This is a genomic window from Streptomyces sp. NPDC002088 (assembly GCF_040296605.1).
In the GTDB taxonomy this organism is placed as follows: domain Bacteria; phylum Actinomycetota; class Actinomycetes; order Streptomycetales; family Streptomycetaceae; genus Streptomyces.
Genome location: NZ_JBEOXO010000010.1, coordinates 35,820 through 61,895, shown reverse-complemented (window position 1 = coordinate 61,895; position 26,076 = coordinate 35,820). Strand labels below are relative to the sequence as shown.

Here is a 26,076-nt window from a genome sequence, read left to right as displayed (position 1 = left end):
CCGGGCGCGGCGGGCGGGAGTTCAGGACTCCTGAGGCGTAGCCGTCACGTCGTGCTCGGGGACGGCCTGTCCGGAGCGGATCAGGTCGATGCGTCCCATGACCTTCGCCCGCAGATCCGTCGGCACGTCGTCATGCCCGCAGCACCGCTTGACCAGCTTCTTCACGGCCTGCTCCAGACCGTACTTCTCCAGGCACGGCGAGCATTCCTCGAAGTGGTGCTGGAACTTGTCGCGGTCGAGGGGCGGCATCTCGCTGTCGAGGAACTCGTACAGGTGGTCGAGGACCTCACTGCAGTCCGTCTCGTGCGGCTCTCCGCAGCTCATGAGCCCGAGCCTTTCGCTTCGTTCGACTCTCCGGCGCCGGCCGGGACCAGCCCACGCTCACGGGCGTAGTCCTCGAGCATGCCGCGCAGTTGACGGCGGCCCCGGTGCAGCCGGGACATCACCGTACCGATGGGTGTCCCCATGATGTCCGCGATCTCCTTGTACGCAAAGCCCTCTACATCCGCGAGATAGACGGCGATGCGGAACTCCTCGGGGATCGCCTGCAGCGCCTGCTTCACGTCCGAGTCGGGCAGGTGGTCCAGCGCCTGCGACTCGGCGGAGCGCAGACCCGTCGACATGTGCGACTCGGCACGCGCGAGCTGCCAGTCCTCGATCTCCTCGGCCGCACTGCGCTGGGGTTCGCGCTGCTTCTTGCGGTACGAGTTGATGAAGGTGTTGGTGAGGATGCGGTACAGCCACGCCTTGAGGTTGGTGCCCTCGCGGAACTGGTGGAAGGACGCGTACGCCTTCGCGTACGTCTCCTGCACCAGGTCCTCGGCGTCGGCCGGGTTGCGCGTCATGCGCAGGGCGGCCGAATACATCTGGTCGAGGAATTCGAGCGCGTCCCGCTCGAAGCGCGCGCTGCGCTCCGCGGACGACTCCGCGCTCATGCCCGGGCCCTCGGGCTGCTCCGCCTGGCCGTTGTCGGTCCCTGCGTCGGTCCCAGTGACCGGACCCACCTCCTCAAGTTCCTGGGCAGGACCGAAACCGGTCCCACTCGAATCGGAGGATAGACGACGACCGGTCCCTGCCGCCGCTCGAATAGGAGCGGTCTTGGCCGCATGCAGCACCGTCCAGTCCAGGTCAGTACGGCTGCTACGGCTCGGGCAGATGGTCGAACCCATGCGGCGGACTTCCTCTCCTAAGACGTCGGCGCTGGTGCCCCAGCACTTCTGTCCGCCTCAACAGCATCCGCCCGCGTAGCATTCCCAACCTTTACCCAAGTGACGCGGTCCACTGGACGACGGCATCTGTGATGATCTCCAGGGCCTGCTCCTGCGTGATCTCCGCGCGCTTGGGGACGGCGAACCCGTGATCGCCGTAGGGCACCTCGACCAGGTCGTACGCCCCTTCGGGGAACTCCGCCGGCTTCCCGAACGGGTCGTTCCCGCCCTGTACGACGAGGGTGGGCACCCCGGCTCCGAGCAGTTCGTCGGCGCGGGACTTCTCGGGCCTGCCCGGCGGGTGCAGCGGGAAGCTGAGCGCGAGCACGGCGGCGGCGCCCAGTTCCACGGCCGTACGGCAGGCCACGCGGGCGCCCGCGCTCCGGCCGCCCGAGATCACCGGCAGTCCTGACTCGGCCACGGCCGGCCAGATGCCGCGCCAGCCGACGTCCAGTGTCTTCGGCGCGGGCGCGACCTTCTTGCCCGCCACCCGCCAGGGCTGTTCGACGAGGGCGACGGTCACCCCGTGTCGCGGCAGGACCTGGGCAAGCGCCTGCAGGTCCCGCGCCTCGATGCCGCCGCCGGCGCCGTGGCTGACGGCGAGGACGAGCCGCGGCTTCTCGGCGTGCTGCCAGGCGATGCGCGCCGGACCGGCATCGGTCTCGATCTTCTGTGTCACTTCTGCCAGATCTGTCACATCAGAAGAGTGTGCCCTCTTCTGGGCCTTCCAGTTCCTTCAGCAGCTCCGGTCCGTTGTTGCGGACGTTGCTGACCGCGGTGGACACGGGGTAGGCGCGCATCAGTCCGGCGGGCGGCGGGGCGAGCAGTTCACGCAGGCCTTCGAGGTCCGTGCGGGACGGGTCGAGCCAGGCGTCCCAGCGGTCCGGGGTGAGCATCAGCGGCATCCGGGGGTGGATCTCGGCGAGCGCGTGCGGCCCCTCGGCCGGTGCCACCGCGAGCGGGGTCGTCTCCGCGTCCGTGGTGATGACGGAGCAGGTCACCCACCAGGCCTGCGGGTGGTCGTCGGGCAGGGTCCGGTCCCGCCAGAACTCGTACAGCCCGGCCATCGCGAAGACCGACCCGTCGGCCGGGAGCACGAAGTACGGCTGCTTGCGCGGCCGCTTCTTCTTCCCCTCGACCTCCAGGTCCCGCTCCTGCGTGCCGGTGACCCACTCGTAGTAGCCGTCGGCGGGCAGGATGCAGCGGCGGGCGGCGAAGGCACGACGGTACGACGGCTTCTCGTGGACGGTCTCCGCGCGCGCGTTGATCATCCGTGCACCACCCTCGGGCGACTTGGCCCAGGACGGTACGAGGCCCCACCTGAGCTTGCGCAGCTGGCGAACCGGGTGCTTCTCGGCAGCGTCCTTCAGGGGACGGTCGAGGACGGCGTAGACCTCTTTGGTCGGAGCCACGTTGTAGTCGGGCGCCAAGGTCTCCTCGGGCTCCCACTTCTCGACCTCAAAGATTCCTGCGAGATCCTCGGGCCCACGACTCGATGCATACCGTCCGCACATACGTGCCACACTGCCAGGCCCACCCGCCACCCGACCACCACCCCTCCACGATTGCGCTACGCGCAAGCCCCTATCGACTGCGACCAGAGGGAGCCACCGAAGAACATGGACAGCACCGCCGCCACCGCGCTGCCCGACCTCTGGGACCGCGTCTTCGGCACCCAGCCCGACCCCGATCTGTGGGTGGTGCTCGCCACCATGGTCGCGGCGCTCGCCATAGTCGTCCCGCACACTCTGTGGCGCATCTCGCGCAACGCGATCACCATCGCGCACGAGGGCGGCCACGGCCTGGTGGCGCTCGTGACCGGCCGCACCCTCACCGGCATACGGCTGCACTCCGACACCAGCGGCCTCACCGTCAGCCGGGGTAAGCCGTACGGCCTGGGCATGATCCTCACCGCGGCCTCCGGCTACACCGCTCCCCCGCTCCTCGGCCTGGGCGGCGCCGCACTGCTCGCCGCCGGTCACATCACGCTGCTGCTGTGGCTGGCCACCGCCCTGTTGGTCGCGATGCTGGTGATGATCCGCAACGCCTACGGGGCACTCACCGTGGTGCTGACCGGCGGTACGTTCCTGCTGGTGTCGTGGCTGGCCGGGCCCCAGGTGCAGGCGGCGTTCGCGTACGTGGTGGTGTGGTTCCTGCTGGTCGGCGGGGTGCGCCCGGCCTTCGAACTCCAGGCCAAGCGCTCCCGCGGGGGTGCCGGGGACTCGGACGCGGACCAGCTGTCGCGGCTGACGCACGTACCGGCGGGGCTGTGGCTGTTCCTGTTCCACGCGGTGTCCCTGTGCTCGCTGATCGGCGGGGGCAGGTGGCTGCTGGAGGTGTGACGGATGGCGGATGCGGCCGGCGTCCACGCATATATGCACGGCATTTCCCATGCTGAGGGTTCGCTCCGCTTTCACCGCTTTTGATCAAGATCTCCGGTCATCGCCAGCCACTAAAGTGGGGCGCATGACCGTGAACCCCGCACACACCGCCCTCTGGCCCGCCCCGCACGCGAGCGGAGCCGTCGACGCGACGGTCCACGTGCCCGGATCCAAGTCGGTCACCAACCGAGCCCTGGTGCTCGCCGCCCTCGCCTCCGAGCCGGGCTGGCTGCGCCGCCCGCTGCGCTCCCGCGACACCCTGCTGATGGCCGGTGCCCTGCGCGCGATGGGCGTCGGCATCGAGGAGACGGTGTCCTCCAGTTCCACCGTCGCCGGCGGCACCGGCGAGGCCTGGCGGGTGATCCCCGCGGGCCTGCACGGCCCGGCCACGATCGACGTGGGCAACGCGGGCACGGTGATGCGCTTCCTGCCGCCGGTCGCCGCGCTCGCCGACGGCCCCATCCGCTTCGACGGCGACCCGAGGTCGTACGAGCGTCCCCTGAACGGCGTGATCGACGCCCTGCGCGTCCTCGGCGCCCGGATCGACGACGACGGCCGGGGCGCGCTGCCGCTGACGGTGCACGGCGGCGGTGCGCTGGACGGCGGGCCGGTCGCGATCGACGCCTCGTCCTCGTCCCAGTTCGTCAGCGCCCTGCTGCTGTCGGGACCGCGCTTCAACCAGGGCGTGGAGGTCCGCCACACCGGAACCACGCTGCCGTCGATGCCCCACATCCGGATGACGGTGGACATGCTGCGCGCGGTCGGCGCCCAGGTGGACACCCCGGAGTCGGGCGGTGAGCCGAACGTCTGGCGGGTCACCCCGGGCGCCCTGCTCGGCCGCGACCTGACCATCGAGCCGGACCTGTCCAACGCGCAGCCGTTCCTGGCGGCGGCGCTGGTGACCGGCGGCCGGGTGGTCGTTCCGGACTGGCCGGCCCGCACCACCCAGCCCGGTGACCGGCTGCGCGAGATCTTCACCGAAATGGGCGGTACCTGCGAACTGACCGAGTACGGCCTCGTACTCACCGGATCGGGGGCCATCCACGGCATCGACGTGGACCTGGGCGAGGTCGGCGAGCTGACCCCGGGCATCGCCGCCGTCGCCGCCCTCGCGGACTCCCCCTCGACCCTGCGGGGCGTGGCCCATCTGCGCCTGCACGAGACGGACCGTCTGGCCGCGCTCACCAAGGAGATCAACGAGCTCGGCGGCGACGTCACCGAGACGGCCGACGGCCTGCACATCCGGCCCCGCCCCCTGCACGGCGGGATCTTCCACACCTACGAGGACCACCGCATGGCGACGGCCGGCGCGATCCTCGGCCTGGCAGTCGAGGGCGTGCAGATCGAGAACGTGGCGACGACGGCGAAGACCCTCCCGGACTTCCCCGAACTGTGGACCGGGATGCTCGGGGCATAGAGACTCAGGGATCAGGTCATGCGCCGCTACGGCAAGCACACCGACGAGGACGACATCCGCTCCCGCCCGAACCGCAAGGGCAACCGACCCCGTACGCACATCCGCCCCAAGCACGAGGACGCCGCCGAGGGCATGATCCTCACCGTCGACCGGGGCCGGCTGACCGTCCTGGTCGAGGACCGCGTCGTGATGGCGATGAAGGCCCGCGAACTGGGCCGTAAGGCGGCGATCGTCGGCGACCGGGTGGCCCTCGTCGGCGACCTGTCCGGCACGAAGGACACCCTCGCGCGCATCGTCCGCATCGAGGCGCGGACCTCGGTCCTGCGCCGCACCGCGGACGACGACGACCCGTACGAGCGCGTGGTCGTCGCCAACGCCGACCAGCTGGCCATCGTCACGGCCCTGGCCGACCCCGAACCCCGCCCGCGCCTGATCGACCGCTGCCTGGTGGCGGCGTTCGACGGCGGCCTGACGCCCCTCCTCGTGCTGACGAAGTCGGATCTGGCCCCACCGGACAAGCTCCTGGAGCTGTACGGCGACCTCGACATCCCGTACGTGGTCACCAGCCGCGAGGAGCTGGAGAACGGGACCGCCGTCGCACGGGTGCGCGAGCAGCTCGACGGGAAGATCACCGCGTTCGTCGGACACTCGGGCGTCGGCAAGACGACGCTGGTCAACGCGCTGGTTCCGGAGGAGCGACGGCGTTCGACCGGGCATGTGAACGCGGTGACGGGCCGCGGCCGGCACACCACCACCTCCGCCCTCGCCCTGCCGTTGGCGGACAGCGACGACGGCTGGGTGATCGACACCCCGGGCGTACGGTCGTTCGGCCTGCACCACGTGGATCCGTCCCGCGTCATCCACGCCTTCCCCGACCTGGAGCCGGGCACGGAGGGCTGCCCGCGCGCGTGCAGTCACGACGAGCCGGACTGCGCGCTGGACGCGTGGGTGGCCGAGGGGCACGCGGACCCGGCACGCCTGTACTCGCTGCGCCGGCTCCTGGCGACCCGGGAGCGGACGGAGGGCGACTGACCTCCCGTCGCGGAAGGCGACTGACCTCCACGTTGTTTGTCCGTGCCCGAGTCCGGCAAGTGCATAATCGCACCGAGCCGGATCCAAGCCCGAGCAAGACCGGCCAAACCAGACGAAGCCAGATGAAGCCAGACGAAGCAGTCACGGAACGCTGACAAGCGCTGACATACGGGAGGACAGCACATGGCGTGGCTGCTGGTAGTCGTCGCGGGGTTGCTCGAGACCGGCTTCGCCGTGTGTCTGAAGCTGTCGCACGGCTTCACCAGACTGTGGCCGACCGTCGCCTTCTGCGCCTTCGCGCTCGGCAGCTTCGGTCTGCTCACGCTGTCCCTGAAGAAGCTCGACGTGGGCCCCGCCTACGCCGTGTGGACCGGCATCGGCGCGGCGGGCACCGCGATCTACGGCATGGTCTTCCTCGGTGACCTGGTCTCGACGCTGAAGATCGTCTCGATCAGCCTGGTGATCATCGGCGTGATCGGCCTCCAGCTGTCCGGCTCGGCCCACTGACGCGTCGCGTCAGACGGTCAGCTGGCGGTGGAAGGCACCTCGCACAAGATCCGCGACCCCGCCCTCCCCCGGCGGTGCGGACACGCAGGACAGGGCGATACGGACGGCGAGCTCGCAGGAGCGGACCAGCTCCGCGGTGTCCGGCCTGGCGGTGCCGGGACCCGAGAGGGCGGCCACGGCGCGATCGCGGACGATCGCCACGAAGTCGCCGGGTGAGGGCAGCGGGCCGTCCGCTCGCCGCTGCGCCGGTACGGCCGAGGAGGAGGGCACCGCCTTCAGCGTCGGCGACGGCAGCCGTTCGTTCCAGCAGCCGGTGAGCATGGCCCGTACGAGCGCGTTCTGGCGGGCGGTCGACGCGGTCCACTCGACGGTCGCGGTGAGCCGTTCGTGGGCGTCGGTGTGCGTGGCGAGCGCGCGCTCGATCCCGGCGAGGAACCCGTCGGCCTCTCTCCTGACGAGCGCCCGGGCCAGCCCTTCCTTGCTCCCGAACTCGTTGTACAGCGTCTGCCGGGACACCCCGGCCGCCGCGGCGACATCCACCATCCGCACCGCGGACCACGGCCGGCGTGCCAGCGCCGTGTACGCGGCGTCCAGTAGGGATTCCCGCGCTGCAGGCATCATCGCCTCCCTGGGGCGAGCGGCTCTGCGCCCAGATTTGACGCGCACGGAGGCACTGTCAAGGGTTCGCGGGGGCGTCGGGGGGCGCTCGTCAGCCACCTCGCGCGGGCACGCCCCGGACCCGAACCCGCGCGCCCCCGTGTAGCCCCGCCCCCACCTCGGCAGATACGGTTCGTTGTATGCCGGACTACCTGGACGACCTCCGCCTCGCCCACGTCCTCGCCGACGCGGCCGACGCCGGGACGATGGACCGCTTCAAGGCCCTCGACCTCAAGGTCGAGACGAAGCCCGACATGACCCCGGTGAGTGAGGCGGACAAGGCAGCCGAGGAACTCATCCGCGGTCAGCTCCAGCGCGCCCGCCCCCGCGACGCGATCCTCGGCGAGGAGTACGGCATCGAGGGCACCGGCCCCCGCCGCTGGGTGATCGACCCGATCGACGGCACCAAGAACTACGTACGCGGCGTCCCCGTCTGGGCCACCCTCATCTCCCTGATGGAGGCGGCGGAGGGCGGCTACCAGCCCGTCGTCGGCGTCGTCTCCGCGCCCGCCCTCGGCCGCCGCTGGTGGGCCGCGAAGGGCCACGGCGCCTTCACCGGCCGCAGCCTGTCCTCGGCGTCCCGCCTGCACGTCTCGCGCGTCTCGAAGCTGAGCGACGCCTCCTTCGCATACTCCTCGCTGAGCGGCTGGGAGGAACAGGGCCGGCTGAACGGCTTCCTGGACCTCACCCGCGAGGTGTGGCGCACGCGCGCGTACGGCGACTTCTGGCCGTACATGATGGTCGCGGAAGGCTCCGTCGACATGTGCGCGGAACCCGAGCTCTCCCTCTGGGACATGGCGGCCACCGCGATCGTCGTGACGGAGGCCGGCGGTACCTTCACCGGCCTCGACGGCCGCCCGGGCCCGCACAGCGGCAACGCGGCCGCGTCGAACGGTCTGCTGCACGACGAGTTGCTGGGGTATGTCAACCAGCGCTACTGAACGACACAGATGAGCGCGTGCGCCCTCAATTGGCCTCGCACGCCCTCTTGTTGACCTCCGCTTTACCTGTCACGCTGCGAGCATCCCCACTTGTGAATTTGTGAATCCATGAACGAACGGGCCGAAGGTCCGCGAGTCCCGTGGATTCCCGTAGGAGGTGGCTCCATCCCATGCTCGTCCGCGACGCCATGAGCACGGTGGTCCTCACCATCGGCCCCGCCCACACCCTCCGCCAAGCGGCCGCCCTGATGTCCGCGCGCCGCGTCGGCGCCGCCCTGGTCCTCGACCCGGAGGCCGGCGGCATCGGCATCCTCACCGAGCGCGACATACTCAACTCCGTCGGCCTGGGCCAGAACCCGGACGCGGAACGCACCCACGCCCACACCACGAACAACGTCGTCTTCGCCACCCCGACCTGGACCCTGGAGGAGGCGGCCCGGGCCATGGCCCACGGCGGCTTCCGCCACCTGGTCGTCCTCGACCGCGGCGAGCCGGCCGGCATCGTCTCGGTCCGCGACATCATCCGCTGCTGGGCACCGGCCAGGCAGCACGCCGCCAGCCTGACGGGCTGATGCGCGACGGCGCCTGCACGGACAGGATCCGCACAGGCGCCGCATTGAACCGCAACCATCAATTGAGCAACCCCACGGCGAGCAACCAGGTCCGCGAGAGCGGCGCCGGTTCAGGCGCGAAGGGGGCGCAGGGCCTGGACCGCAGCCTCCAGCCGCTTGCCGAAGTCGCCGTCCGCCCGGCGGAAGTTGTCGATGGCCCGCTCGGCGATGTCGTCGCGCGAAACCTTGGCGATGAAGCCGGAGAGGTTCTCGATCAGACGGGTCTTCTCGTCCTCCGACATCAGCCGGTAGAGGTTGCCCGCCTGCACGAAGTCGTTGTCCTCGGCGTGGACGGGGGCCTCGTGGTTGCCGGTGGCGGCCGTGAAGCCGTTGAACGGCTGCCACAGCGGACGGTCCGTCTGGAACGGGCCGCCGAAGCTGTTCGGCTCGTAGTTCTTCGCGCCCTTGTGACGGCCGTCGTAGAGGAAGCCGTCACGGGAGTGGGTGCGCGCCTCGGTGGCGTGCGGGCGGTTCACCGGCAGGTGGTCGGCGTTGATGCCGACGCGGTAGCGGTGGGCGTCGCCGTACGCGAAGAGGCGGCCCTGGAGCATCTTGTCGGGTGACGGACCGATGCCGGGCACGAAGTGCGCGGGGCTGAAGATCGACTGCTCGACCTCGGCGAAGACGTTCTCCGGGTTGCGGTTGAGCTCCAGCTTGCCGATCTCGATCGGCGGGTAGTCCTCGTGCGGCCACACCTTGGTGAGGTCGAACGGGTTGAAGCGATAGGTCGCCGCGTCGGCCGCCGGCATGATCTGGACCTGCACGGTCCAGGTCGGGAAGTCACCGCGCTCGATGGACTCGCGCAGGTCGCGCTGGTGGCTGTCCGGGTCCTCACCGGCGAGCTTGTTGGCCTCGGCCTGGGTGAGGTTCTTGATGCCCTGGTCGGTCTTGAAGTGGTACTTGACCCAGAAGACCTCGCCGGCCTCGTTGTTCCACTGGTAGGTGTGCGAGCCGTAACCGTTCATGTGGCGGTACGAGGCCGGGATACCGCGGTCGCCGAACAGCCAGGTCACCTGGTGGGTGGACTCGGGAGACAGGCCCCAGAAGTCCCAGACGTTGTCCGCCTCCTGCGAGCCCGTGTACGGGTCGCGCTTCTGAGTGTGGATGAAGTCCGGGAACTTGATGGCGTCCTTGATGAAGAACACCGGGGTGTTGTTGCCGACGAGGTCGTAGTTGCCCTCTTCGGTGTAGAACTTCAGCGCCCAGCCACGGGGGTCGCGGACGGCGTCGGCCGCACCGAGGTTGCCGGCCACCGTCGAGAAGCGCAGGAACGTCTCGGTCCGCTTGCCGACCTCGGAGAGGAACCTGGCGCGCGTGTACCGCGTGACATCGGCGGTGACGGTGAAGGTGCCGTAGGCGCCCGCACCGCGTGCGTGCACGACGCGCTCCGGGATGCGCTCCCGGTTGAAGTGGGCCAGCTTCTCCATCAGCAGCTGGTCCTGGACGAGAACCGGGCCGCCGACGCCCGCGGTCTCGCTGTTCTGGTTGTCGGCCACCGGAGCACCGGCCTCCGTCGTAAGCGGTCCCTGCGTCACGTGCGCCTCCTGCGTCATTTCTGACGAGTCCTGTCTGGCAAGTCCTGTCGGACAAGTCCTACCCTTGGCCAATGTCGAATCTGATCCTACAATGGACAATGTCTAAGTCAAGCAGAGCTCCAAAGTCACACACGTTCGGGACCTGGTCCCCTTGCTGTTAGGCTGATCCGTATGAGTGACCTTCTGGAACGGCTGCGCGGACGCGGATGGCGTATGACCGCTCAGCGGCGCGTCGTGGCCGAGGTCCTCGACGGCGATCACGTCCACCTGACGGCCGACGAAGTGCACGTCAGGGCCGTGGCCAAACTGCCCGAGATCTCCCGGGCGACCGTCTACAACACGCTGGGCGAACTGGTCTCCCTCGGCGAGGTCCTCGAGGTCACGACCGACAAGCGCGCCAAGAGGTACGACCCGAACGCCCACCGCCCGCACCACCACTTGGTCTGTGCTCGGTGTGGCGCGATCCGCGACGTCCACCCCGGCGGCAACCCGCTGAGCGACCTCCCCGACTCGGAGCGCTTCGGCTTCACGGTCTCGGACGTCGAGGTGACGTACCGCGGCCTCTGCCCGAACTGCGCGGCGGCGTAGCGACGCTTCCCGAAGCCCCGGCAACCGATGGGTGCCGGGGCTTTCTGCTGCCGTTCCGCGATCCCACAAGCCGTCCAGGTGCGACAGGGCGCCACAGGAGCAACAGGCACAACAGCGGTGCAGCAGTGCAGCGGTGCAGGCAAAAACCGAGGGCCGGAACCCTTTCGGATTCCGGCCCTCGGCCTTCAGTAGCGGGGACAGGATTTGAACCTGCGACCTCTGGGTTATGAGCCCAGCGAGCTACCGAGCTGCTCCACCCCGCGTCGATGAATGCAACGTTACGTCAAGGATGCGGATGGAAGCAAATCGCTTATCGCGTGGGCTGTGGCCGACGTGGCTGCGGGCAATCGTGGATCCGCGGGGCTGCGGGCAGTCGTGCCGCTCGGGGCGGTACGGGCGGGCGCGGCGGCACCCCGCCGGCGCGGGCGAGCGACCCCACCCGCCCGCACCCGGCCCACGGCACCGCTCAGGCCGACAGCTCCTGCCGCAACGCATCCCGCAACCGAGCCGCACGCTCGGACACCTCGGCCGGCCCCAAGGACACCGCCCGATCGGCCCACCGCTGCCCCTCCGCAAGCTCCCCCCGACGCGCGTAGACCAGGGCCAGCCGAAGAGCCGCCCGCCCATGCCCCGCGTCAGCGGCCCGCGTCCACCACACGGCAGCCTCCGGCTCGCTGCCCTCCCGGGCCAGCAGCAGCCCCAGGTTGAACGCCCCGTTCCGCGACCCGGCCTCGGCCGCCGCCCGGTACCACCGGGCCGCCTCCACCACATCGCCCCGGTCGGCCGCGAGCATCCCGACCCGCACCTGTGCCCGCCGGTGCCCCTGGGAGGCCGCCCGCTCGTACCACTCCTCGCACTCGGTCTTCTCGTGCACATGCTCACCGAGCTCGTGCGCGGGCGTCGCGGGACGCCGTGCGTCCAGCACCGCGGCCAGCCGGTACGCGGCCTCGGCGCTGCCGCCGCCCGCCGCGCACCGCAGATGCCGCTCCGCCTCCCGCTCGTCACCGTCCCGCAGCCGGGCGATCCCGATCTGCAGCGCCGCTTCCGTGTGCCCGGCCGCCGCCGCCCGCTCGTACCACCGCAGCGCGGCCGCGTCCTCCTGCTCCGTGCCCCGCCCGGCGTACAGGATCCCCAGGTTGAACGCGGCGTCCACGCTCCCGGCCTCCGCCGCCTTGGAGAACCACGGCTCGGCCCCGGTCGCGTCCCCGCCTTGGAGCAGCAGGATCGCCAGCGCATTCGCGGCCTCCCGGTGCCCGGCGTAGGCGGCGCGCCGGTACCACTGCTCGGCCTGCGCGGTCCGCCCCTGCTCGGCGCAGAGCAGCCCTAGGTTGTAGGCGCCGTTGTCGTCGCCGGCGTCCATCGCGGCCCGGTACCAACGCTCGGCGGTCTGTGTCTCACCGCGCTCGGCGTGCAGTGCGCCCAGCGCGTTGGCCGCATTGCCGTCCCCGTCCTGGGCAGCCCGCAGCCACCACACGGCGGCGCTCTCGGTGTCCCCGGCGTCCCGCAGCAGGAAGCCGAGGGCGCAGGCGGCCCGCGCCTCCCCGTCCTTGGCGGACGTCAGGTACCAGCGACCCGCCTCCTTGAGCTCGCCCCGCTTCTCGAGGATCGCCCCAAGGTGCAGCGCGGCCCTGCGGTGTCCGCGCGCGGCGGCCTGTCGGTACCACTGCTCGGCCTCGTCCTCCGCCGATCCACCGACACCGACCGCGACACCGACACCGACACCGACACCGTTGTCACCGTCGGCCTCCTGCATGGTCCGCCGGTCCAGCGCCCGCGCCAGCCGGTACGCGGCCTCCCGGTGGCCCCGCTCGGCGGCCGCCCGCATCCACTGCTCGGCCCCACCGTCCCCGCGGTGCTCCAGCAGGTCGGCGAGGGCGTACGCGCCCAGGGCGTGCCCCTGCTCGGCGGACTGGCGCAGCCAGTACTCGGCGGCGGGCTCGTCGCCGCGCTCGCGGTGGTGCCGGCCGAGGGCGTGCGCGGCCGCGGCGGAACCGGCGACGGCGGCGATCCGCCACCATCCCGCGGCATCCTCGGCGTAGCCGCGCTGATGCAGAAGGACCCCCAGATTGTTGGCGGCGGCACGGTCACCGGCGGTGGTGGCGCCACGCAGATAGGGCTCGGCCGCGTCGAGATCGCCTCGGCGCAGCAGCATGGCCCCGAGGACGCTCATCGCCTCGACCTCGCCGGCTTCCACGGCGAGCCGCAGGCGCGCCTCCTCGGCGCTCTCGCCGGTCTCGTCCCGGTCGGAAGACTGCCCAAGGTCAGCCGACTGCGCAAACTCGGCAGACTGCACAAACCGCCCTGTCTCCAACAGAGTTGCCTTGTCCCCCATAACGTCCATCGTCGCACCACCTGCAACCTGGGTACACCTGGTATACCGCAGCCAGTGAGGTCACTTCAGCGTTTTGTCGACATGCCCACAGAGAGACAAGTCAAACACGGATTTCCCCAACTCCCCCCGTCGGCGCGGCCGTCTCGGGGGTCGGCACATGCGTTCGCACACCACGAAGGCCCGGATCCTTGGAGGATCCGGGCCTTCGCGTTCAGTAGCGGGGACAGGATTTGAACCTGCGACCTCTGGGTTATGAGCCCAGCGAGCTACCGAGCTGCTCCACCCCGCGCCGTTGTGTCTCAACCGTACCACGGCGCGGGGGGAGCTCTTTACTCAGCCGCAGCTCAGCCACTGTTCGGACTGCTACTGGGGCTGCCGCTCGGACTGCTACTGGCGGTGCTGCTCGGGCTCGGACTACTGCCGCTCCCACTGCTCCCGCTGGTCTTGTCCGCTTTCGTCTGCGCATCCTCGGCCCGCTTCAGCGCGTCCTCGAGATCCTTCTGCGCCTCGCCGTACGCCTGCCAGTCGCCCTTCTTCAGGGCCTCCTGTCCGGTCTCAAAGGCCTTCTGGGCGTCGTTCAGGGCCTCTTGGACCGTCGGGTTGGAGGACGTCGGCGGACTGGTCGTGCTCTCGTCCGGTGGCGTGGTGGTCGTACCCTCCGCTCCGAAGACCTTGTTGAGGGCCTCGTCGAGCGTGTCCTCGAACGCGGTGTTGCCTCCGTAGGTCACCAACACCTTGCGCAGCAGCGGGTACTTGAGTCCACCACCCCGTACGTAGACAGGCTCCACGTAGAGCAGTCCTCCGTCGAGCGGCACCGTCAGCAGGTTGCCGTACTCGACATCGGAGTCGCCGCCCTTCAGCAGCTTGATCGACTCAGCGATGTCCTGTTCGGAGTTGAACTGACTCTGGACCTGTTTGGGCCCGTTGACCGTTGTGTTGGTCGGCAGTTTCAGAATTCTGATCTTGCCGTAGTCGGGGGTGCCCGGCTCGGAGTCGACCGCCATGAACGCGCTGAGGTTGTCCCGGCCGTTGGGCGTGAACGTCGTCGTCAGCGAGAACGCCTGCGCCGTCTGGTCGGGCATCTTCATGCTCAGGTAGTACGGCGGAACGGCGTCGCCCGACTTGTTGGTCGGCTCGTCCGGCACCTGCCACACCTCGCTGCCGCTGAGGAAGGTCTGCGCGTCCTTCACGTGGTAGCGGGTGAGCAGCTCGCGCTGGACCTTGAACAGATCCTGCGGGTACCGCAGATGATCCATCAGGGAGTCCGGGATGGCCGTCCTGGGCTTCACCGTGCCCGGGAAAGCCTTCATCCAGGTCTTCAGGACCGGGTCCTCGGTGTCCCACTGGTACAGCTTGACGTCACCGGTGTACGCGTCGACGGTCGCCTTCACCGAGTTGCGGATGTAGTTGACCTGGTTCTGCTGGGCCACCACCGCGCGCGAGTTGTTGGTCGCGGTCAGCGAGTCCGCCGTCGTATCGCCCAGGGTCGTACGGGAGGCGTACGGGTATCCGTTGGTGGTCGTGTACGCATCGACGATCCACTGGATCTTGCCGTCCACGACCGCCGGGTAGGCGTCGCCGTCGATGGTCAGCCACGGGGCGACCGCCTCGACGCGCTCCTTGGGCGTGCGGTTGTACAGGATCCGCGAACCCTCGCCGATCGCACCGGAGTACAGGATCTGCGGCTCACCGAACGCCACCGCGTACGCGGCCCGGTTGACCGGGTTGGAGAGGTTGACCCCGCTCTTGCCTGCGTAGCTGGTGGTCTTCTCGCCGTTGTCGTCGGAGTAGTCGATCTCCTTCTGGGGACCGCCGACGATCGAATACGTGGTGGTCTTCTCGCCGTAGTAGATCCGCTGCTGGTACGTCCCGAGGTCACCGGTGGACGGCAGGTCGGACTCGGTGAAGACCGGGCGGCCCTCGGCGTCGGCCTCCGTGCCCTTGGCCGCGACCGCGCCATAGCCATGGGTGTAGCGGAAGTGGTCGTTGATCCAGTTGTTCTTCGGAATGCCGTTGAGGTTCAGCTCGCGCAGACCGATGACGGTGTCCTGGTCCTTGCCGTCCTTGGTGTAGCGGTCGACATCCAGATTCGTCGGAAACGCGTAGTAGTTCCGGATCTGCTGGAGTTGCTGGAACGTGGGCGAGACGACGTTCGGGTCCATGATGCGGACGCTCGCCGTGGAGTCGACGTCATCCCGCAGCTTGGTCTTGTCCGTGGTGTTGCTCTTGCCCGAATACTCGGTGACCTGGGTGCCGTCGATGCCGTACGCCTCGCGCGTCGCCTTGAGGTTCTTCTCGACGTACGGCGCTTCCTTGGCCTGCTCGTTGGGCTGGACCTGAAACTTCTGGACGATCGCCGGGTACAGGCCGCCGATGAGGATCGCGGAGAGCACCATCAGGCCGAAGCCGATCATGGGCAGCTGCCAGGTACGCCGCCACAAGGTGGCGAAGAACAGCAGAGCGCAGATGACGGCGATGCAGAACAGGATCGTCTTCGCCGGCAGATAGGCGTTCGCGTCGACGTACCTGAGGCCCGTCCAGTTGTCGGTCGCCTTGAAGTCGCTGGACTTCACCGCGAGGCCGTACCGGTCGAGCCAGTACGCGACCGCCTTGAGGGCGACGAAGATGCCCAGGAGTACCGACAGATGCCCGGTGGCCGCGGCCGTGGCGCGCGCGCCCGGGCTGGTGATACGCAGTCCGCCGTACAGGTAGTGGGTGAGCGCGGCGGCGATCAGGGACAGGATCGCGGCGGCGAAGCCGAAGCCCAGCAGGAAGCGGTACCAGGGCAGGTCGAAGGCGTAGAAGGAGACGTCGAGGTGGAACTGCGGGTCCTTCTGGTGGAAGGGCACGCCATTGACCCACATCAGCCAGGTCCGCCACTGACTCGACGCGGACGCACCCGCGATGAGGCCCACCAGGGCGGTGATACCGAACAGCAGCCACTTCTTGTACGGCGCGATGCCCATCCGGTAGCGGTCGAGGCTCTGCTGCTCCATCGACATGGCGCTCAGCGGCGGGCGCAGCCGGTGGGCCAGCCAGATGTTGAAGCCGACCGCCAGGGCCATCAGCAGGCCGAAGACGAAGAAGAGCCCGATCTTGGTCCACAGCGTCGTCGTGAACACGGACGAGTAGTTCACCGACCGATACCAGAGCCAGTCCGTCCAGAAACCCGCGAACATGGTGAACGCCATACCGAGAACGGCAAGGACGCCCAGCGTCATGAGCAGGGTCCGGACACGCCGGGACGGGCGGCCCACTCTGATCCGCGGCCCTGTCGGGCCTCCGCCGCGGTCCGGCATCTGGAAAGCCAAGGTGCGCACCTCGAAGTTCGCTGTCGATACGTCAGGTCCGCATTTTTGCGGGCCCTCCCCGGGGCCTCGTAATCGCAGGCCCACACCTATGCAACTTACTCACGCTTTACTCGGTTCCCGATTTCGGCCGGGAACGAGGCAGGATTGTGACCATGTCCAACACTCCCATGGCGGCGAGTCCGCTCACCCGGGCCGTACTCGAGATCGACGAGTACGCCTCCGGCCTCGGCTGGGACCAGCCCGCCCGCCTCTTCGCCCTCGTCGACACCGCACGGCTGCGGGCCCAGGAACCTTCGCTTGCGGCCCAGCTCGGCCTGGGTGAAGAACAGGAGACCACCGGTCTCACCCCGATCGAGCAGGACGAAATTCCAACGGACAAGCAGCTCGACGAGTTCCTCGCCACGATCGCCTGGCCCGACGCGGTGGTCGGCTGCGCGCTCACCGTGGAGCGCCTGATGCTGCCACCGTCCGCTGAGGCGCAGGTCCCGCAGGGCCTGAGCGACGCGAAGCTGGCGAAGTGGGTGGCCGAGCACCCGGAGCGCCAGGAGGTCCGTATGACGGTCGCGGTCCTGCGCGACGGCGCACGCGAGTCCGCTGTGCGCCTGCGCGAGAAGGACTCCCCGACGGAGGTCCTCACCGGCGCCGACCTGGTCCCTGGGCTGGCGGATGCGCTGACGGCGACGTTCGAGGACTGAGGTTCTCGTCACGTTCGGTGTAGTCGTGCACGGCACCGGGGGCGCCCTTCGCTTCAAGGGCGCCCCCAGCCACGTACGTGCTGCTCCGCGTCAGCCCTTGGTGGTGCACTTCGGCAGGTCGGCGGTGTTGCCGGAGTGGATGTCCTTCAGGGCGTCGAGGGCGTCGTCGATGGTGTTCACCTTGACCAGGCGCAGCCCCGCGGGGGTGTCCTTGGCGGCGGCCGCGCAGTTGTCGGCGGGCGTCAGGAAGTACTGGGCACCCTTGTCGCGGGCGCCGACGGTCTTCATCTCGATGCCGCCGATGGGCCCGACCGTGCCCTCGTCGTCGATGGTCCCGGTGCCGGCGACGAACTTTCCGCCGGTCAGGCTGCCCGGGGTGAGCTTGTCGTAGATGCCGAGCGCGAACATCAGACCGGCGCTCGGTCCGCCGACGTCGGCGAGCTTGATGTCGATGGTGAACGGGAACGTGTGATCGGTCCCGGCGGAGATCCCGACGATGGCCCGCTTCTCACCGCTGTCGTCGGACGTCGTGGTGGTGATCGTGACCTTCTCGGTCGTGGTCGCCGTCCGGTTCTCCTTCTCGGCGGCGGCCTGCTCCTTGGCGGGCACGATCGTGAAGACCACGTCGTCGCCGGGCTTGTGCTTCGTCACCAGCTTCGCGACGTCGGCGGGCTCCTTCACCGTCGTACCGTCGACGGCCTTGATCACGTCGCCGGCGTGCAGTTTGCCCTCGGCCGGGGAATCCTTGACGACCGTCGAGACGATCACCCACGCCTGCACCGGAATGTCGAGCTCCTTCAGAGCAGCGACCTTGGCGCTCTCCTGGGACTGGCTGAACTCCTCGGCGTTCTCCTGCGTGGACTGCTCCTCGGTCTTGCCGTCCGGGTAGAGCGTGCTGTGCGGCACGATCTTGTTGTCGTGCGCCAGCCAGCCGTACACGGCCTCGACAAGGTTCATCCGGTAGTCGGCACTGGTGACCCGCACCGTGGTCATGTTCAGGTTGCCGCTGGTCGGATACGTCTTGTGCCCGGAGATCTGCAGCACCGGCTCGCCACCGTGCTCGCCGAGGGTGTTCACCGTCGGCCCCGGGGACATCTCCGAGTACGGCACGGGGATGAACACTCCCGCGCACAGGAGCGCGATCAGCATCAGGGTGGAGGCGAGCATCGTCGCAGTGCGGCGTGGCATGCCTCGACAGTACGGGACGCTCCTGTCAGCACACCGTCAGGGCCACCCCGTCACGTACCGGTGTGCGACTTCTCCATCGCGGCACGGAAACGGGCGTACCCGTCCAGCTCTGGACCGTCGCCGCGCGCCTTCCTCGTCCGGTTGGCCCAACTGCCCCACAGACCGGCGCCGATCGCAGCCACAAGCGGAATCAGCAACCAGGCGAGAGCCCCCATGCCGACCTCCCAACCCCATTGAGCGACCGCAACTGACTGATCAGCAGTTAACCATCCGTACTGACAACGCTCACGGCAGGGGGCCGGTTACGCAACCGGACGGAGGACAAGGAATTCAGCAGGCCCCCGCCCTCCCGTCACCCGACCACCACCCCTCGACGACGGCACTACGCGCCGACCCGCCCTCCCGTCGCCCGACCACCACCCCTCGACGACGGCACTACGCGCCGACCCGCCCTCCCGTCGCCCGACCACCACCCCTCGACGACGGCGCTACGCGCCGACCCATTCCTCGGTGCCGTCGGAGAACTTCTGGTGCTTCCAGATGGGCGCTTCGTGCTTGAGGTCGTCGATCAGCTTCCGGCAGGCCTCGAAGGCCTCGCCCCGGTGCGGGCAGGACACGGCGACGACGACGGCGAGATCCCCGATCCTGAGGTCCCCGACGCGGTGCACCGCGGCCAGCGCCCGCACCGGGTACTCGGCGACGACCTTCTCCGCGATCCGCCGCATCTGCGCCTCGGCGCTGGGATGGCACGAGTACCCGAGCCGGTCGACGTCGGCGCCCCCGTCGTGATTGCGCACCGTCCCCACGAACAGTGCCGTCCCCCCGGCGGCATCGTCCCCGACGGCCCGGAAGACCTCGTCCACGGAGAGCGCGGTGTCGCGAACGGCGATCAGCTTGATGGGGTCCTGCGCCGCCTGCTCACCGGGATGATCGTTCGTTGATGCCATACCCCCATCGTGCCGCACGCCCAGGACCACGGGGAATAGCGTTTTCACCCGGCACACGCGTGTGGCGTTCGGAGTCTCCTACAGTGGTGTGCCATTGGCGGTGAGCCGATGGCGGTGAGCCGTTCGGGGATCTTCAGCCTCGTGGGGCGGCGGAGCCGAGAAAACCCGACACCCACCGCGCCCGGGCCTCAGATCCGCCGCCGAGCCTTCCGCGCCCGCCGCACGACCGCCGCCGCGCCCAGCAGAGCCACCGTCGCTCCCGCCGCACCCGCGGCCGTCGCGTCCTTCCGTCCCAGCCGCCGCCCGACGACCGTGCGCCTCCCGGAGACCTCGTCCAGAAGCTCCGCGAGCACCTCCTCGTTGGTCCACTGCGGCCGCCACCCCGCGTCATGGAGCCGGCTCCCGCTCACCACCCAGGGGTACATCGTGTACGCCAGGTCCCCCGCCGGGGACGGCGTGAGCCCGATCCGGTGCAGCCGGGCCGCCGCCCCCAGAGCGACCGCCGACGGAAGCTCCATCCGCCGGATCCCGCTCAGCTCCTCGACCTCCTCCTGCTCCAGCCACCCGTCGCAGCCGACGGCGAGCTCCCCGTCGACCTTCTCCAGGACGGCATACTCCAGAGCACTGCACAGGTCCTCGACATGACAAAACTGCCACGCGGGCCGAGACCCGGCCACGACAAGCAGCCGAGGCGACTCGAAATACCTGGTCAGCGCGGTGTCCGTCTCACCGACGAGCACTGCCGGCCGCACCACGGTGACATTGAGCCCCGGATGCGCTCGCGGAGCGCGCCGCGCCAGCCGCTCGATCTCCAACAGGTCGCCGACCCCTGTGGCCTCGGCGGTCGCGCGCAGCTCGGCGTCCTCCGACAGCGGCAGCTCGTTGTCCGGCAGCGCCCCGTAGACCATCGCGGAGGTGCACAGCACCACCCGGTGCACTCCGGCGGCCGCGGCAGCCGTCAGCACGGTCTGCGTCCCCCGGACGTTGTAAGCCGTACGAGCGGCTGTATCGCTGCCCAGGTCCAGGTCGAGCGCCAGGTGCACCACTACGTCCGCGCCCCGCAGCTTGTCCGCGATGGCCGGATCCCGCACGTCCAGAATGTGCCACTGCGCCTGCGCGCACTCGCCCCGGCGCTCGTCGATGGCGATGACCTGCTTGACCTCCTCCGATGCGGCGAGCCGCTCGGTGAGCAGCGCACCTACGCCGGATGCGGCGCCGGTGACCGCGACGACGGGGCCGCGGGCGGCGGCAGGGGTTGAGTGGTTTCGCGCTGCGCGAACCTGCGGATCTGGGGAACTCACCAGGTGTCTCCAGCGGTTGTCTTCATACGAGCGCGAGTGACGCGTACGTACCAGGTGGCATCCATCCTGCCGCAGGCACTCGGCCGGCGAAGCACCGAGGCCCGATCCGCCCGCGGTGTCTAGGCTGGGTGGTGTTGTCGGGCAGTCGTGCCGCCGGAAAGAACCGGTGGCCTTACCAGCCGAGGAATCCCGTGAGTGACACCCCATTCGGATTCGGCCTTCCGCCGGAGGAGCCGGAGAACGGCGACGAGGGCAAGAAGAAGGACCAGGAGAGCGGTGGTGGTCAGGGACCGGCCAACCCGTTCGGTTTCGGGCCCGGAGGCCCTGGTGGCCCCGGCGCGGACAATCCGCTCGCTGCCATGTTCGGTTCACTGAACCCCAACGACCTGGGCGCCGCGTTCCAGCAGCTGGGCCAGATGCTCTCGTACGAGGGCGGCCCGGTGAACTGGGACATGGCCAAGCAGATCGCCCGCCAGACGGTCGCCCAGGGCACCTCTGACGGGGTCAAGGACGCGAGCGTCGGTCCCGCCGAGCGGACCGCGGTCGAGGAGGCCGTCCGCCTGGCCGACCTGTGGCTGGACGACGCGACGTCCCTGCCGTCCGGTGCCGGCTCCGCGGTGGCGTGGTCCCGCGCGGAGTGGGTCGAGGCGACCCTGCCCGCGTGGAAGGAGCTCGTCGACCCGGTCGCCGAGCGCGTCGGCGCGGCGATGGGCGACGTCCTGCCCGAGGAGATGCAGGCCATGGCCGGCCCGCTGATCGGCATGATGCGCTCGATGGGCGGTGCCATGTTCGGTACGCAGATCGGGCAGGCCGTCGGCGTGCTCGCGGGCGAGGTCGTCGGCTCGACCGACATCGGCCTGCCGCTCGGGCCGACCGGCAAGGCCGCACTGCTGCCGGTGAACATCGAGACGTTCGGCAAGGACCTGGGCGTGCCGAAGGAGGAGGTGCGGCTGTATCTCGCCCTGCGTGAGGCCGCCCACCAGCGTCTGTTCGCGCACGTGCCGTGGCTGCGCTCGCACCTGTTCGGCGCGGTCGACGGGTACGCGCGCGGGATCAAGGTCGACACGGCCAAGCTGGAGGACGTGGTCGGCCAGTTCGACCCGCAGAACCCGGAGCAGCTTCAGGACGCCCTTCAGCAGGGCATGTTCCAGCCGGAGGACACGCCGGAGCAGAAGGCCGCTTTGGCCCGTCTGGAGACGGCCCTGGCGCTCGTCGAGGGATGGGTGGACGCGGTGGTCCACGCGGCCGCGAAGCCCCGCCTGTCGTCCGCGGACGCGCTGCGCGAGATGCTGCGCCGCCGTCGCGCCACGGGTGGCCCGGCCGAGCAGACGTTCGCCACGCTGATCGGCCTCGAGCTGCGCCCGCGCCGCCTGCGCGACGCGTCCCGGCTGTGGGCGTCCCTCACGGACGCACGTGGCGTCGACGGCCGTGACGCCCTGTGGGCCCACCCGGACATGCTGCCGACGGCCACCGACCTGGACGACCCGGACGGTTTCGTGCACCGCGAGCAGATGGACTTCTCCGAGTGGGACAAGATGCTGGGCGAGGCGGCGAGCAGCGGCTCGGGCGAGACACCGGACCTGAAGAAGCACGACGACACCAAGGACGACGACACCGAGTGAGCCTGTACGACGACGCGGTCCTCGTACTGAAGGAGTACGAGGAGCAGGAAGAGCTGCGCCAGGCCTACCTGGACCACCTTGCGGCGCACCCGGACGGCATGTGGAAGGCCTGCCACGCGGGCCACGTGACCGCGAGCGCCCTGGTGATCGACCCCGTGCACGGCCGGGCCCTGCTGACCCTGCACAAGAAGCTGCGCATGTGGCTGCAGATGGGCGGCCACTGCGAGCCCGGCGACGCCGGCCTGGCGGCGGCGGCACTGCGCGAGGCGACGGAGGAGTCGGGCATCGCGGGCCTGACACTGCTTCCGGGCGGCCCGGTGCGGCTGGACCGGCACCCGATCCCGCCGCCGTGCCACTGCCACTTCGACGTCCAGTACGCGGTCGTGGCACCTCCGGGCGCGCAGCACGCGATCAGCGACGAGTCGCTCGACGTGCGGTGGTTCGCGTACGACGAAGTGGCGAACGTGGCGGACGACTCCGTCGTACGACTTCTGGACGCGACCCGCGCCCGGCTCTGAACGCCCTGAACGTTCGAGGGGTGACCGCCATCGCGGTCACCCCTCGTTCGTACGTGCGGTCAGCTCCAGACGTTCCCCTGGTTCTGGCCCCGCGCCCCCTGCTGGCCCATGCCGAACTGCGCGGCGAGGCCCTGCCCGATCTGGGCGTTCTGGGGCGGCAGCAGCTCGCTGGGCTGGACGAGCGCGAAGCCGGTGCCCATGAAGCTGAGCTCCCAGCCCTCGCCGGTGCTTCCACGGCGCCGCCACACTCCGGAGGAGTGCGTCTGGGCCTGCATCTGCACGCGCAGGCCGGTGGACCAGGCGACGATCGCGTCGGCGTCGCAGTTGACGTACTTGTCGGGCGTGACCTGCATCATCAGCGGCGCGCCCGAGGTCATCAGGGCGACCTTGCCGCGGCCGGTGATGTTGAGCTGGTACTTCCCCGAGCCGGAGATGCCGTACAGGCTGTCGACGGCGATGACCTCGTGGTGCAGGGACGAGTCCATCGCGAGCACGTAGCTGCTGTCGACGGTCAGCCCGTCCTGCTCCACGTCCACGAGGTGGATGTACTGGGCGAGGTTGGCGAAGAACACCGTGCCCTGCCCGTGGCAGCGCATCAGGTCCAGGCCCTCACCGGTGTACGCACGCGAGCGTGACTGGTTGTTGCTCTGGTACTCGGCGTCGAACTCGACGAGGCCCTGGTAGGCGACCATGGTGCCCTTACGGGCCAAGATGTCGTCGTGGCCCTCCAGGGCGACGCGCAGCATCTGCTTGTTCTGCAGGCTCCAGCGTTCCTGGGTCTGCTGGTCATTGTGGGCGAAAAGCGGGCTCTGCATGGTGACTCTGGCTCCCCCTCAGCCCCGGACCCGGAGGCGGTCGGTGCTGTCCTCGCTGGGTTGGACGACGACGATGCCCTGGCCGGAGAAGGCCATCTGGTAGGCCTCGCCGCTGCCCCGGCCGATCAGTGACTGCGCCTTGAAGCTGCGCTTGCCCTTCACCTTGAGGTTCGGGGACCAGGCGACGAGCGCGTCGGGGTCGACGTACGTCTCGTCCTCGCCGCCGCCGCAGTCGACGACGATCGGGTTGCCCCGGGAGGTCAGCGCGACCCATCCCTGCCCGGAGATCTTCGTGTTCCACAGGCCCTGCCCGGCGAACTTCGCCAGCCCCTTGACCCGTTCGACGCCCCACGTCAGATGGGCGTCGAAGGCGAGCAGGTTCGTGGCGTTGACAGAGATGCCGTCGCCGTTGAGATTGATCACGACGACGTTCGCGCCGTAGTCGGCGAGGTAGAGCAGTCCGTCGCCGGAGGCCTTCATCAGGGGCGCGCCCTCGCCGGTGACCCAGTCGCGGGCGATCTGGCGCACGGCCGGCGGGTTGGGCTCGTACTGGACGAAGCCTTCATAGGCGACCATCGACCCCACGCGCGCGAGGAGGTCGTTTCCGGTCTGCATGGCGACCTTCAGCATGTGGTTGCCGTGGTTCTCCATGCGGGCGGTGACGGGCGCGGGAGCGTAGCCCGCGAGCGGCTGGTTCATGACGGGCTCCCTCAGACCTCGTACGGCTGAACGACGATGAAGTTGCCGGGGGCGCCCCGGAACTGCAGGTTGACGCTCTCGCCGGTGTCGCCCGGGTAGGCGTTGCGCCGCATCCGGACCTGGCTGGAGACGATCACCTGGGAGGCTGCCGACCAGGCGACCACCGCGTTGCAGTCGGCGAACGTGGTCGGGGTGACCGGCAGCACGACGGGCGTGCCGTGCGTCTTCACGACGATGGTGCCGGTGCCCTGGAACTGCATCGTGAACAGGGCACCCCCGGGAATGCCGTGTCCCTCGACGCGGCGGACCTCGTACTGGAGGCTCTCGTCGAAGGCGAGGACGCTCTCGGCGGAGACGCAGATCGCGTCGCCCTGGAGTTCGATCGGGTGCAGATGGGTGGAGTTCTCAGCGAGGAACACCTGGCCCTGGCCGGTACAGCGCATCAGCTGCATCTCCTGGCCGGTCGCGTTGCCCACGATCCGACCGGCGAACCCGGCGCCCTTGTAACTGAAGTCGACCTTGCCCTGGTACAGCACCATGCTGCCCTGCCGCGCCAGCACGGGCTGGCCACCGATGCCGAGATCGACGCGGATGAGCTTCTTGTTCTGCTGCGTCCAGCGCTGCCCGGTGGGCGTCTCCTTGAACTGCTGGAGCGCTGCGGTCACCCCGGCGCCGCCCTGGGGCACGCCCTGCGGCACTCCATAGGGGGCGGCCTGCTGGCCCGGGACCTGCCCGAACGGCGGCTGCTGGCCGTAGCCCGGAGGGGGGGTCGGCTGCCCGTAGCCGGGAGGCGGGGTCTGCCCGTAGCCGGGAGGCGCCGTCGGGGCCTGGGGTGCCTGGGGCTGCGCGTAGCCGGGCGGCATGGGTGCACTCGGGGCCTGCTGGCCGTACGGCTGCTGCGGCGGCTGGCCGTAGGGGGCGGGCGCGGGCGCCGGGGGCGGTACGGTGCCGCCGCCGGGCGGGGTCAGGGGCGCGACGATGGTCGGCGCGGCGTGCACCGAGGGCGCGGGAGCCGGGGGCGGTGGGGTGGCACCGGGCGGGGGCGCGAAGCCCTGCGCGGCGGGCTGGGGCTGTTGCGGCGCGGGGGCCGGAGCGGGCATGGGGGCCGGGGCGGCGGGGGCGGCGAAGGCGGGCGGGGCGAAGCCCGGAACGGCACCGGCCTGCGGCTGCTGCGGGACGGCGGGCGCCTCCTCCTCGAGGACCTCACCGCCGAAGTTCTTCAGCAGCGCGTCGAGCCCGCCGTCGAAGCCCTGTCCCACGGCCGCGAAGCGCCAGACGTCCTTCAGATAGAAGTCGCCCAGCATCACGGCCCGTTCGGTGGAGAACTCGGAGCCGTTGAAGGAGTACCGGGCCACTTCCTCGCCGCCCGCGACAATACGGATGTATCCGGGGCCGACCTGCGACATCTGCCCGGCGCCGTCGATCGTCGCCGTGAAGGACAGCTTCTGGATCTGCGGCGGGATCCGGTCGAGCGTGACCCGGAAGGACTCCGTGTCGCCCGCCTGGGTGCCCAGGAGCTGAACGGCCTCCTCAGGGGACTTCGGCTGGTTGAAGAAGATGAAGTACCGGTCGTCTGACAGTCGTTCGTCGGCGTCGAGGCCGAAGCAACTGATGTCGAAGCCCAGTCCGGGGCCGGTGATCTGCACGCCTACGTACAGATCGGTGCCCGCCGTGAGGTCACTGATCTTGGCCTTGTGGCCGCGTTGGAATTCCCTGGCCATGCGTAACGACCGTCCCCCATCCCGAATACGAGTGCGTCGCGCCAGGCTAA

At 69.7% G+C, this 26,076-nt stretch carries 25 protein-coding genes and 2 tRNA genes; 10 read left to right on the top strand and 17 right to left on the bottom strand.

The window, feature by feature from the left end; all coding sequences use genetic code 11:
* Positions 1–21 precede the first annotated feature (21 nt).
* The 4 genes from rsrA to ABT114_RS22395 form a co-directional block, all read right to left on the bottom strand.
* Complete coding sequence (gene rsrA / locus ABT114_RS22410) at positions 22–324, bottom strand: mycothiol system anti-sigma-R factor (RefSeq protein WP_351144595.1); 303 nt, start codon at positions 322–324, stop codon at positions 22–24.
* A complete protein-coding gene (gene sigR, locus ABT114_RS22405) occupies positions 321–1,004 on the bottom strand; it encodes an RNA polymerase sigma factor SigR (RefSeq protein WP_351144594.1) in 684 nt (227 codons plus the stop codon). Before sigR ends, rsrA begins: the two co-directional genes overlap by 4 nt.
* Positions 1,005–1,260: 256 nt before the next feature.
* Positions 1,261–1,887, bottom strand: a complete 627-nt coding sequence (locus ABT114_RS22400; RefSeq protein ID WP_351144812.1) for an alpha/beta hydrolase family protein — start codon at positions 1,885–1,887, stop codon at positions 1,261–1,263.
* 19 nt (positions 1,888–1,906) lie between these two features.
* Positions 1,907–2,722, bottom strand: coding sequence for an SOS response-associated peptidase (locus ABT114_RS22395; RefSeq protein ID WP_351144593.1), 816 nt, complete (start codon positions 2,720–2,722; stop codon positions 1,907–1,909).
* Between the two features lie 105 nt (positions 2,723–2,827).
* Between ABT114_RS22395 and ABT114_RS22390 the strand changes: the two genes are divergently transcribed.
* The 4 genes from ABT114_RS22390 (at position 2,828) to ABT114_RS22375 (ending at position 6,545) form a co-directional block, all read left to right on the top strand.
* Positions 2,828–3,550 (top strand): M50 family metallopeptidase, encoded by a 723-nt coding sequence (locus tag ABT114_RS22390; RefSeq protein WP_351144592.1) that lies wholly within the window; start codon positions 2,828–2,830, stop codon positions 3,548–3,550.
* A gap of 124 nt (positions 3,551–3,674) precedes the next feature.
* Positions 3,675–5,006: a 3-phosphoshikimate 1-carboxyvinyltransferase gene (gene aroA, locus ABT114_RS22385; protein WP_351144591.1), complete on the top strand. Its 1,332-nt coding sequence runs from the start codon at positions 3,675–3,677 to the stop codon at positions 5,004–5,006.
* Positions 5,007–5,024: 18 nt separating this feature from the next.
* Positions 5,025–6,038: a ribosome small subunit-dependent GTPase A gene (gene rsgA, locus ABT114_RS22380; RefSeq protein ID WP_351144590.1), complete on the top strand. Its 1,014-nt coding sequence runs from the start codon at positions 5,025–5,027 to the stop codon at positions 6,036–6,038.
* Positions 6,039–6,221: 183 nt separating this feature from the next.
* A complete protein-coding gene (locus ABT114_RS22375; RefSeq protein ID WP_351144589.1) occupies positions 6,222–6,545 on the top strand; it encodes a DMT family transporter in 324 nt (107 codons plus the stop codon).
* A 9-nt stretch (positions 6,546–6,554) separates the two neighbouring features.
* Here ABT114_RS22375 and ABT114_RS22370 read toward each other — a convergent pair whose 3' ends face one another.
* A complete protein-coding gene (locus ABT114_RS22370) occupies positions 6,555–7,166 on the bottom strand; it encodes a TetR/AcrR family transcriptional regulator (protein ID WP_351144588.1) in 612 nt (203 codons plus the stop codon).
* A 176-nt stretch (positions 7,167–7,342) separates the two neighbouring features.
* On the opposite strand from ABT114_RS22370, the gene hisN reads away from it, so the two are divergent.
* On the top strand, positions 7,343–8,143 hold the full coding sequence (gene hisN, locus ABT114_RS22365) for a histidinol-phosphatase (RefSeq protein ID WP_351144587.1): 801 nt from the start codon (positions 7,343–7,345) through the stop codon (positions 8,141–8,143).
* 170 nt (positions 8,144–8,313) lie between these two features.
* Entirely contained in the window at positions 8,314–8,715 is a 402-nt protein-coding gene (locus ABT114_RS22360) for a CBS domain-containing protein (protein ID WP_351144586.1), read from the top strand.
* A gap of 110 nt (positions 8,716–8,825) precedes the next feature.
* Here ABT114_RS22360 and ABT114_RS22355 read toward each other — a convergent pair whose 3' ends face one another.
* A complete protein-coding gene (locus tag ABT114_RS22355; RefSeq protein ID WP_351144585.1) occupies positions 8,826–10,307 on the bottom strand; it encodes a catalase in 1,482 nt (493 codons plus the stop codon).
* A gap of 153 nt (positions 10,308–10,460) precedes the next feature.
* Between ABT114_RS22355 and ABT114_RS22350 the strand changes: the two genes are divergently transcribed.
* On the top strand, positions 10,461–10,877 hold the full coding sequence (locus ABT114_RS22350; RefSeq protein ID WP_351144584.1) for a Fur family transcriptional regulator: 417 nt from the start codon (positions 10,461–10,463) through the stop codon (positions 10,875–10,877).
* Between the two features lie 189 nt (positions 10,878–11,066).
* Here ABT114_RS22350 and ABT114_RS22345 read toward each other — a convergent pair.
* The 4 genes from ABT114_RS22345 to ABT114_RS22330 all read right to left on the bottom strand — a co-directional run bounded on the left by ABT114_RS22345 (position 11,067) and on the right by ABT114_RS22330 (position 16,508).
* Positions 11,067–11,140: transfer RNA gene (locus tag ABT114_RS22345), tRNA-Met, on the bottom strand.
* Positions 11,141–11,343: 203 nt separating this feature from the next.
* A complete protein-coding gene (locus tag ABT114_RS22340; protein WP_351144583.1) occupies positions 11,344–13,218 on the bottom strand; it encodes a tetratricopeptide repeat protein in 1,875 nt (624 codons plus the stop codon).
* 206 nt (positions 13,219–13,424) lie between these two features.
* A tRNA-Met gene (locus ABT114_RS22335) sits at positions 13,425–13,498 on the bottom strand.
* 55 nt (positions 13,499–13,553) lie between these two features.
* Positions 13,554–16,508 carry a UPF0182 family membrane protein gene (locus ABT114_RS22330; RefSeq protein ID WP_351144811.1) on the bottom strand — a complete coding sequence of 985 codons (2,955 nt, stop codon included), beginning with the start codon at positions 16,506–16,508 and terminating at the stop codon, positions 13,554–13,556.
* Between the two features lie 164 nt (positions 16,509–16,672).
* On the opposite strand from ABT114_RS22330, the gene ABT114_RS22325 reads away from it, so the two are divergent.
* Complete coding sequence (locus ABT114_RS22325; protein ID WP_351144582.1) at positions 16,673–17,215, top strand: PPA1309 family protein; 543 nt, start codon at positions 16,673–16,675, stop codon at positions 17,213–17,215.
* A 90-nt stretch (positions 17,216–17,305) separates the two neighbouring features.
* Here ABT114_RS22325 and ABT114_RS22320 read toward each other — a convergent pair whose 3' ends face one another.
* The 4 genes from ABT114_RS22320 to ABT114_RS22305 form a co-directional block, all read right to left on the bottom strand.
* The gene (locus ABT114_RS22320) at positions 17,306–18,403 is read right to left on the bottom strand and encodes a YlbL family protein (RefSeq protein WP_351144581.1); all 1,098 of its coding nucleotides are present in this window, start codon (positions 18,401–18,403) and stop codon (positions 17,306–17,308) included.
* 50 nt (positions 18,404–18,453) lie between these two features.
* A complete protein-coding gene (locus ABT114_RS22315) occupies positions 18,454–18,618 on the bottom strand; it encodes a hypothetical protein (protein WP_351144580.1) in 165 nt (54 codons plus the stop codon).
* A 273-nt stretch (positions 18,619–18,891) separates the two neighbouring features.
* Positions 18,892–19,350, bottom strand: a complete 459-nt coding sequence (locus tag ABT114_RS22310) for a molybdenum cofactor biosynthesis protein MoaE (protein ID WP_351144579.1) — start codon at positions 19,348–19,350, stop codon at positions 18,892–18,894.
* A 188-nt stretch (positions 19,351–19,538) separates the two neighbouring features.
* Positions 19,539–20,651: an SDR family oxidoreductase gene (locus ABT114_RS22305; protein WP_351144578.1), complete on the bottom strand. Its 1,113-nt coding sequence runs from the start codon at positions 20,649–20,651 to the stop codon at positions 19,539–19,541.
* A 191-nt stretch (positions 20,652–20,842) separates the two neighbouring features.
* Here ABT114_RS22305 and ABT114_RS22300 point away from each other — a divergent pair, with 191 nt between their 5' ends.
* Positions 20,843–22,273, top strand: coding sequence for a zinc-dependent metalloprotease (locus tag ABT114_RS22300; protein ID WP_351144577.1), 1,431 nt, complete (start codon positions 20,843–20,845; stop codon positions 22,271–22,273).
* Complete coding sequence (locus tag ABT114_RS22295; RefSeq protein WP_351144576.1) at positions 22,270–22,791, top strand: NUDIX hydrolase; 522 nt, start codon at positions 22,270–22,272, stop codon at positions 22,789–22,791. The genes ABT114_RS22300 and ABT114_RS22295 overlap by 4 nt, the downstream gene beginning before the upstream one ends.
* 59 nt (positions 22,792–22,850) lie before the next feature.
* Here ABT114_RS22295 and ABT114_RS22290 read toward each other — a convergent pair whose 3' ends face one another.
* The 3 genes from ABT114_RS22290 to ABT114_RS22280 are packed head-to-tail and all read right to left on the bottom strand — an operon-like array spanning position 22,851 to position 26,026.
* Complete coding sequence (locus ABT114_RS22290; protein ID WP_351144575.1) at positions 22,851–23,606, bottom strand: AIM24 family protein; 756 nt, start codon at positions 23,604–23,606, stop codon at positions 22,851–22,853.
* A gap of 18 nt (positions 23,607–23,624) precedes the next feature.
* Positions 23,625–24,305, bottom strand: coding sequence for an AIM24 family protein (locus ABT114_RS22285; RefSeq protein ID WP_351144574.1), 681 nt, complete (start codon positions 24,303–24,305; stop codon positions 23,625–23,627).
* A gap of 11 nt (positions 24,306–24,316) precedes the next feature.
* Positions 24,317–26,026 (bottom strand): TerD family protein, encoded by a 1,710-nt coding sequence (locus tag ABT114_RS22280; protein WP_351144573.1) that lies wholly within the window; start codon positions 26,024–26,026, stop codon positions 24,317–24,319.
* Positions 26,027–26,076: the final 50 nt, after the last annotated feature.

Excerpts from the sequence above, each read along its gene's own strand:
- ABT114_RS22285 (WP_351144574.1), bottom strand. The coding sequence starts at position 24,305 with ATGAACCAGCCGCTCGCGGGCTACGCTCCCGCGCCCGTCACCGCCCGC.
- ABT114_RS22350 (WP_351144584.1), top strand. The coding sequence starts at position 10,461 with ATGAGTGACCTTCTGGAACGGCTGCGCGGACGCGGATGGCGTATGACC.
- ABT114_RS22375 (WP_351144589.1), top strand. The coding sequence starts at position 6,222 with ATGGCGTGGCTGCTGGTAGTCGTCGCGGGGTTGCTCGAGACCGGCTTC.
- ABT114_RS22330 (WP_351144811.1), bottom strand. The coding sequence starts at position 16,508 with ATGCCGGACCGCGGCGGAGGCCCGACAGGGCCGCGGATCAGAGTGGGC.
- rsgA (WP_351144590.1), top strand. The coding sequence starts at position 5,025 with ATGCGCCGCTACGGCAAGCACACCGACGAGGACGACATCCGCTCCCGC.
- ABT114_RS22290 (WP_351144575.1), bottom strand. The coding sequence starts at position 23,606 with ATGCAGAGCCCGCTTTTCGCCCACAATGACCAGCAGACCCAGGAACGC.
- ABT114_RS22310 (WP_351144579.1), bottom strand. The coding sequence starts at position 19,350 with ATGGCATCAACGAACGATCATCCCGGTGAGCAGGCGGCGCAGGACCCC.
- ABT114_RS22355 (WP_351144585.1), bottom strand. The coding sequence starts at position 10,307 with ATGACGCAGGAGGCGCACGTGACGCAGGGACCGCTTACGACGGAGGCC.
- ABT114_RS22340 (WP_351144583.1), bottom strand. The coding sequence starts at position 13,218 with ATGGACGTTATGGGGGACAAGGCAACTCTGTTGGAGACAGGGCGGTTT.
- ABT114_RS22360 (WP_351144586.1), top strand. The coding sequence starts at position 8,314 with ATGCTCGTCCGCGACGCCATGAGCACGGTGGTCCTCACCATCGGCCCC.
- ABT114_RS22320 (WP_351144581.1), bottom strand. The coding sequence starts at position 18,403 with ATGCCACGCCGCACTGCGACGATGCTCGCCTCCACCCTGATGCTGATC.
- aroA (WP_351144591.1), top strand. The coding sequence starts at position 3,675 with ATGACCGTGAACCCCGCACACACCGCCCTCTGGCCCGCCCCGCACGCG.
- ABT114_RS22390 (WP_351144592.1), top strand. The coding sequence starts at position 2,828 with ATGGACAGCACCGCCGCCACCGCGCTGCCCGACCTCTGGGACCGCGTC.
- rsrA (WP_351144595.1), bottom strand. The coding sequence starts at position 324 with ATGAGCTGCGGAGAGCCGCACGAGACGGACTGCAGTGAGGTCCTCGAC.
- ABT114_RS22280 (WP_351144573.1), bottom strand. The coding sequence starts at position 26,026 with ATGGCCAGGGAATTCCAACGCGGCCACAAGGCCAAGATCAGTGACCTC.
- ABT114_RS22395 (WP_351144593.1), bottom strand. The coding sequence starts at position 2,722 with ATGTGCGGACGGTATGCATCGAGTCGTGGGCCCGAGGATCTCGCAGGA.
- ABT114_RS22325 (WP_351144582.1), top strand. The coding sequence starts at position 16,673 with ATGTCCAACACTCCCATGGCGGCGAGTCCGCTCACCCGGGCCGTACTC.
- ABT114_RS22315 (WP_351144580.1), bottom strand. The coding sequence starts at position 18,618 with ATGGGGGCTCTCGCCTGGTTGCTGATTCCGCTTGTGGCTGCGATCGGC.
- ABT114_RS22370 (WP_351144588.1), bottom strand. The coding sequence starts at position 7,166 with ATGATGCCTGCAGCGCGGGAATCCCTACTGGACGCCGCGTACACGGCG.
- hisN (WP_351144587.1), top strand. The coding sequence starts at position 7,343 with ATGCCGGACTACCTGGACGACCTCCGCCTCGCCCACGTCCTCGCCGAC.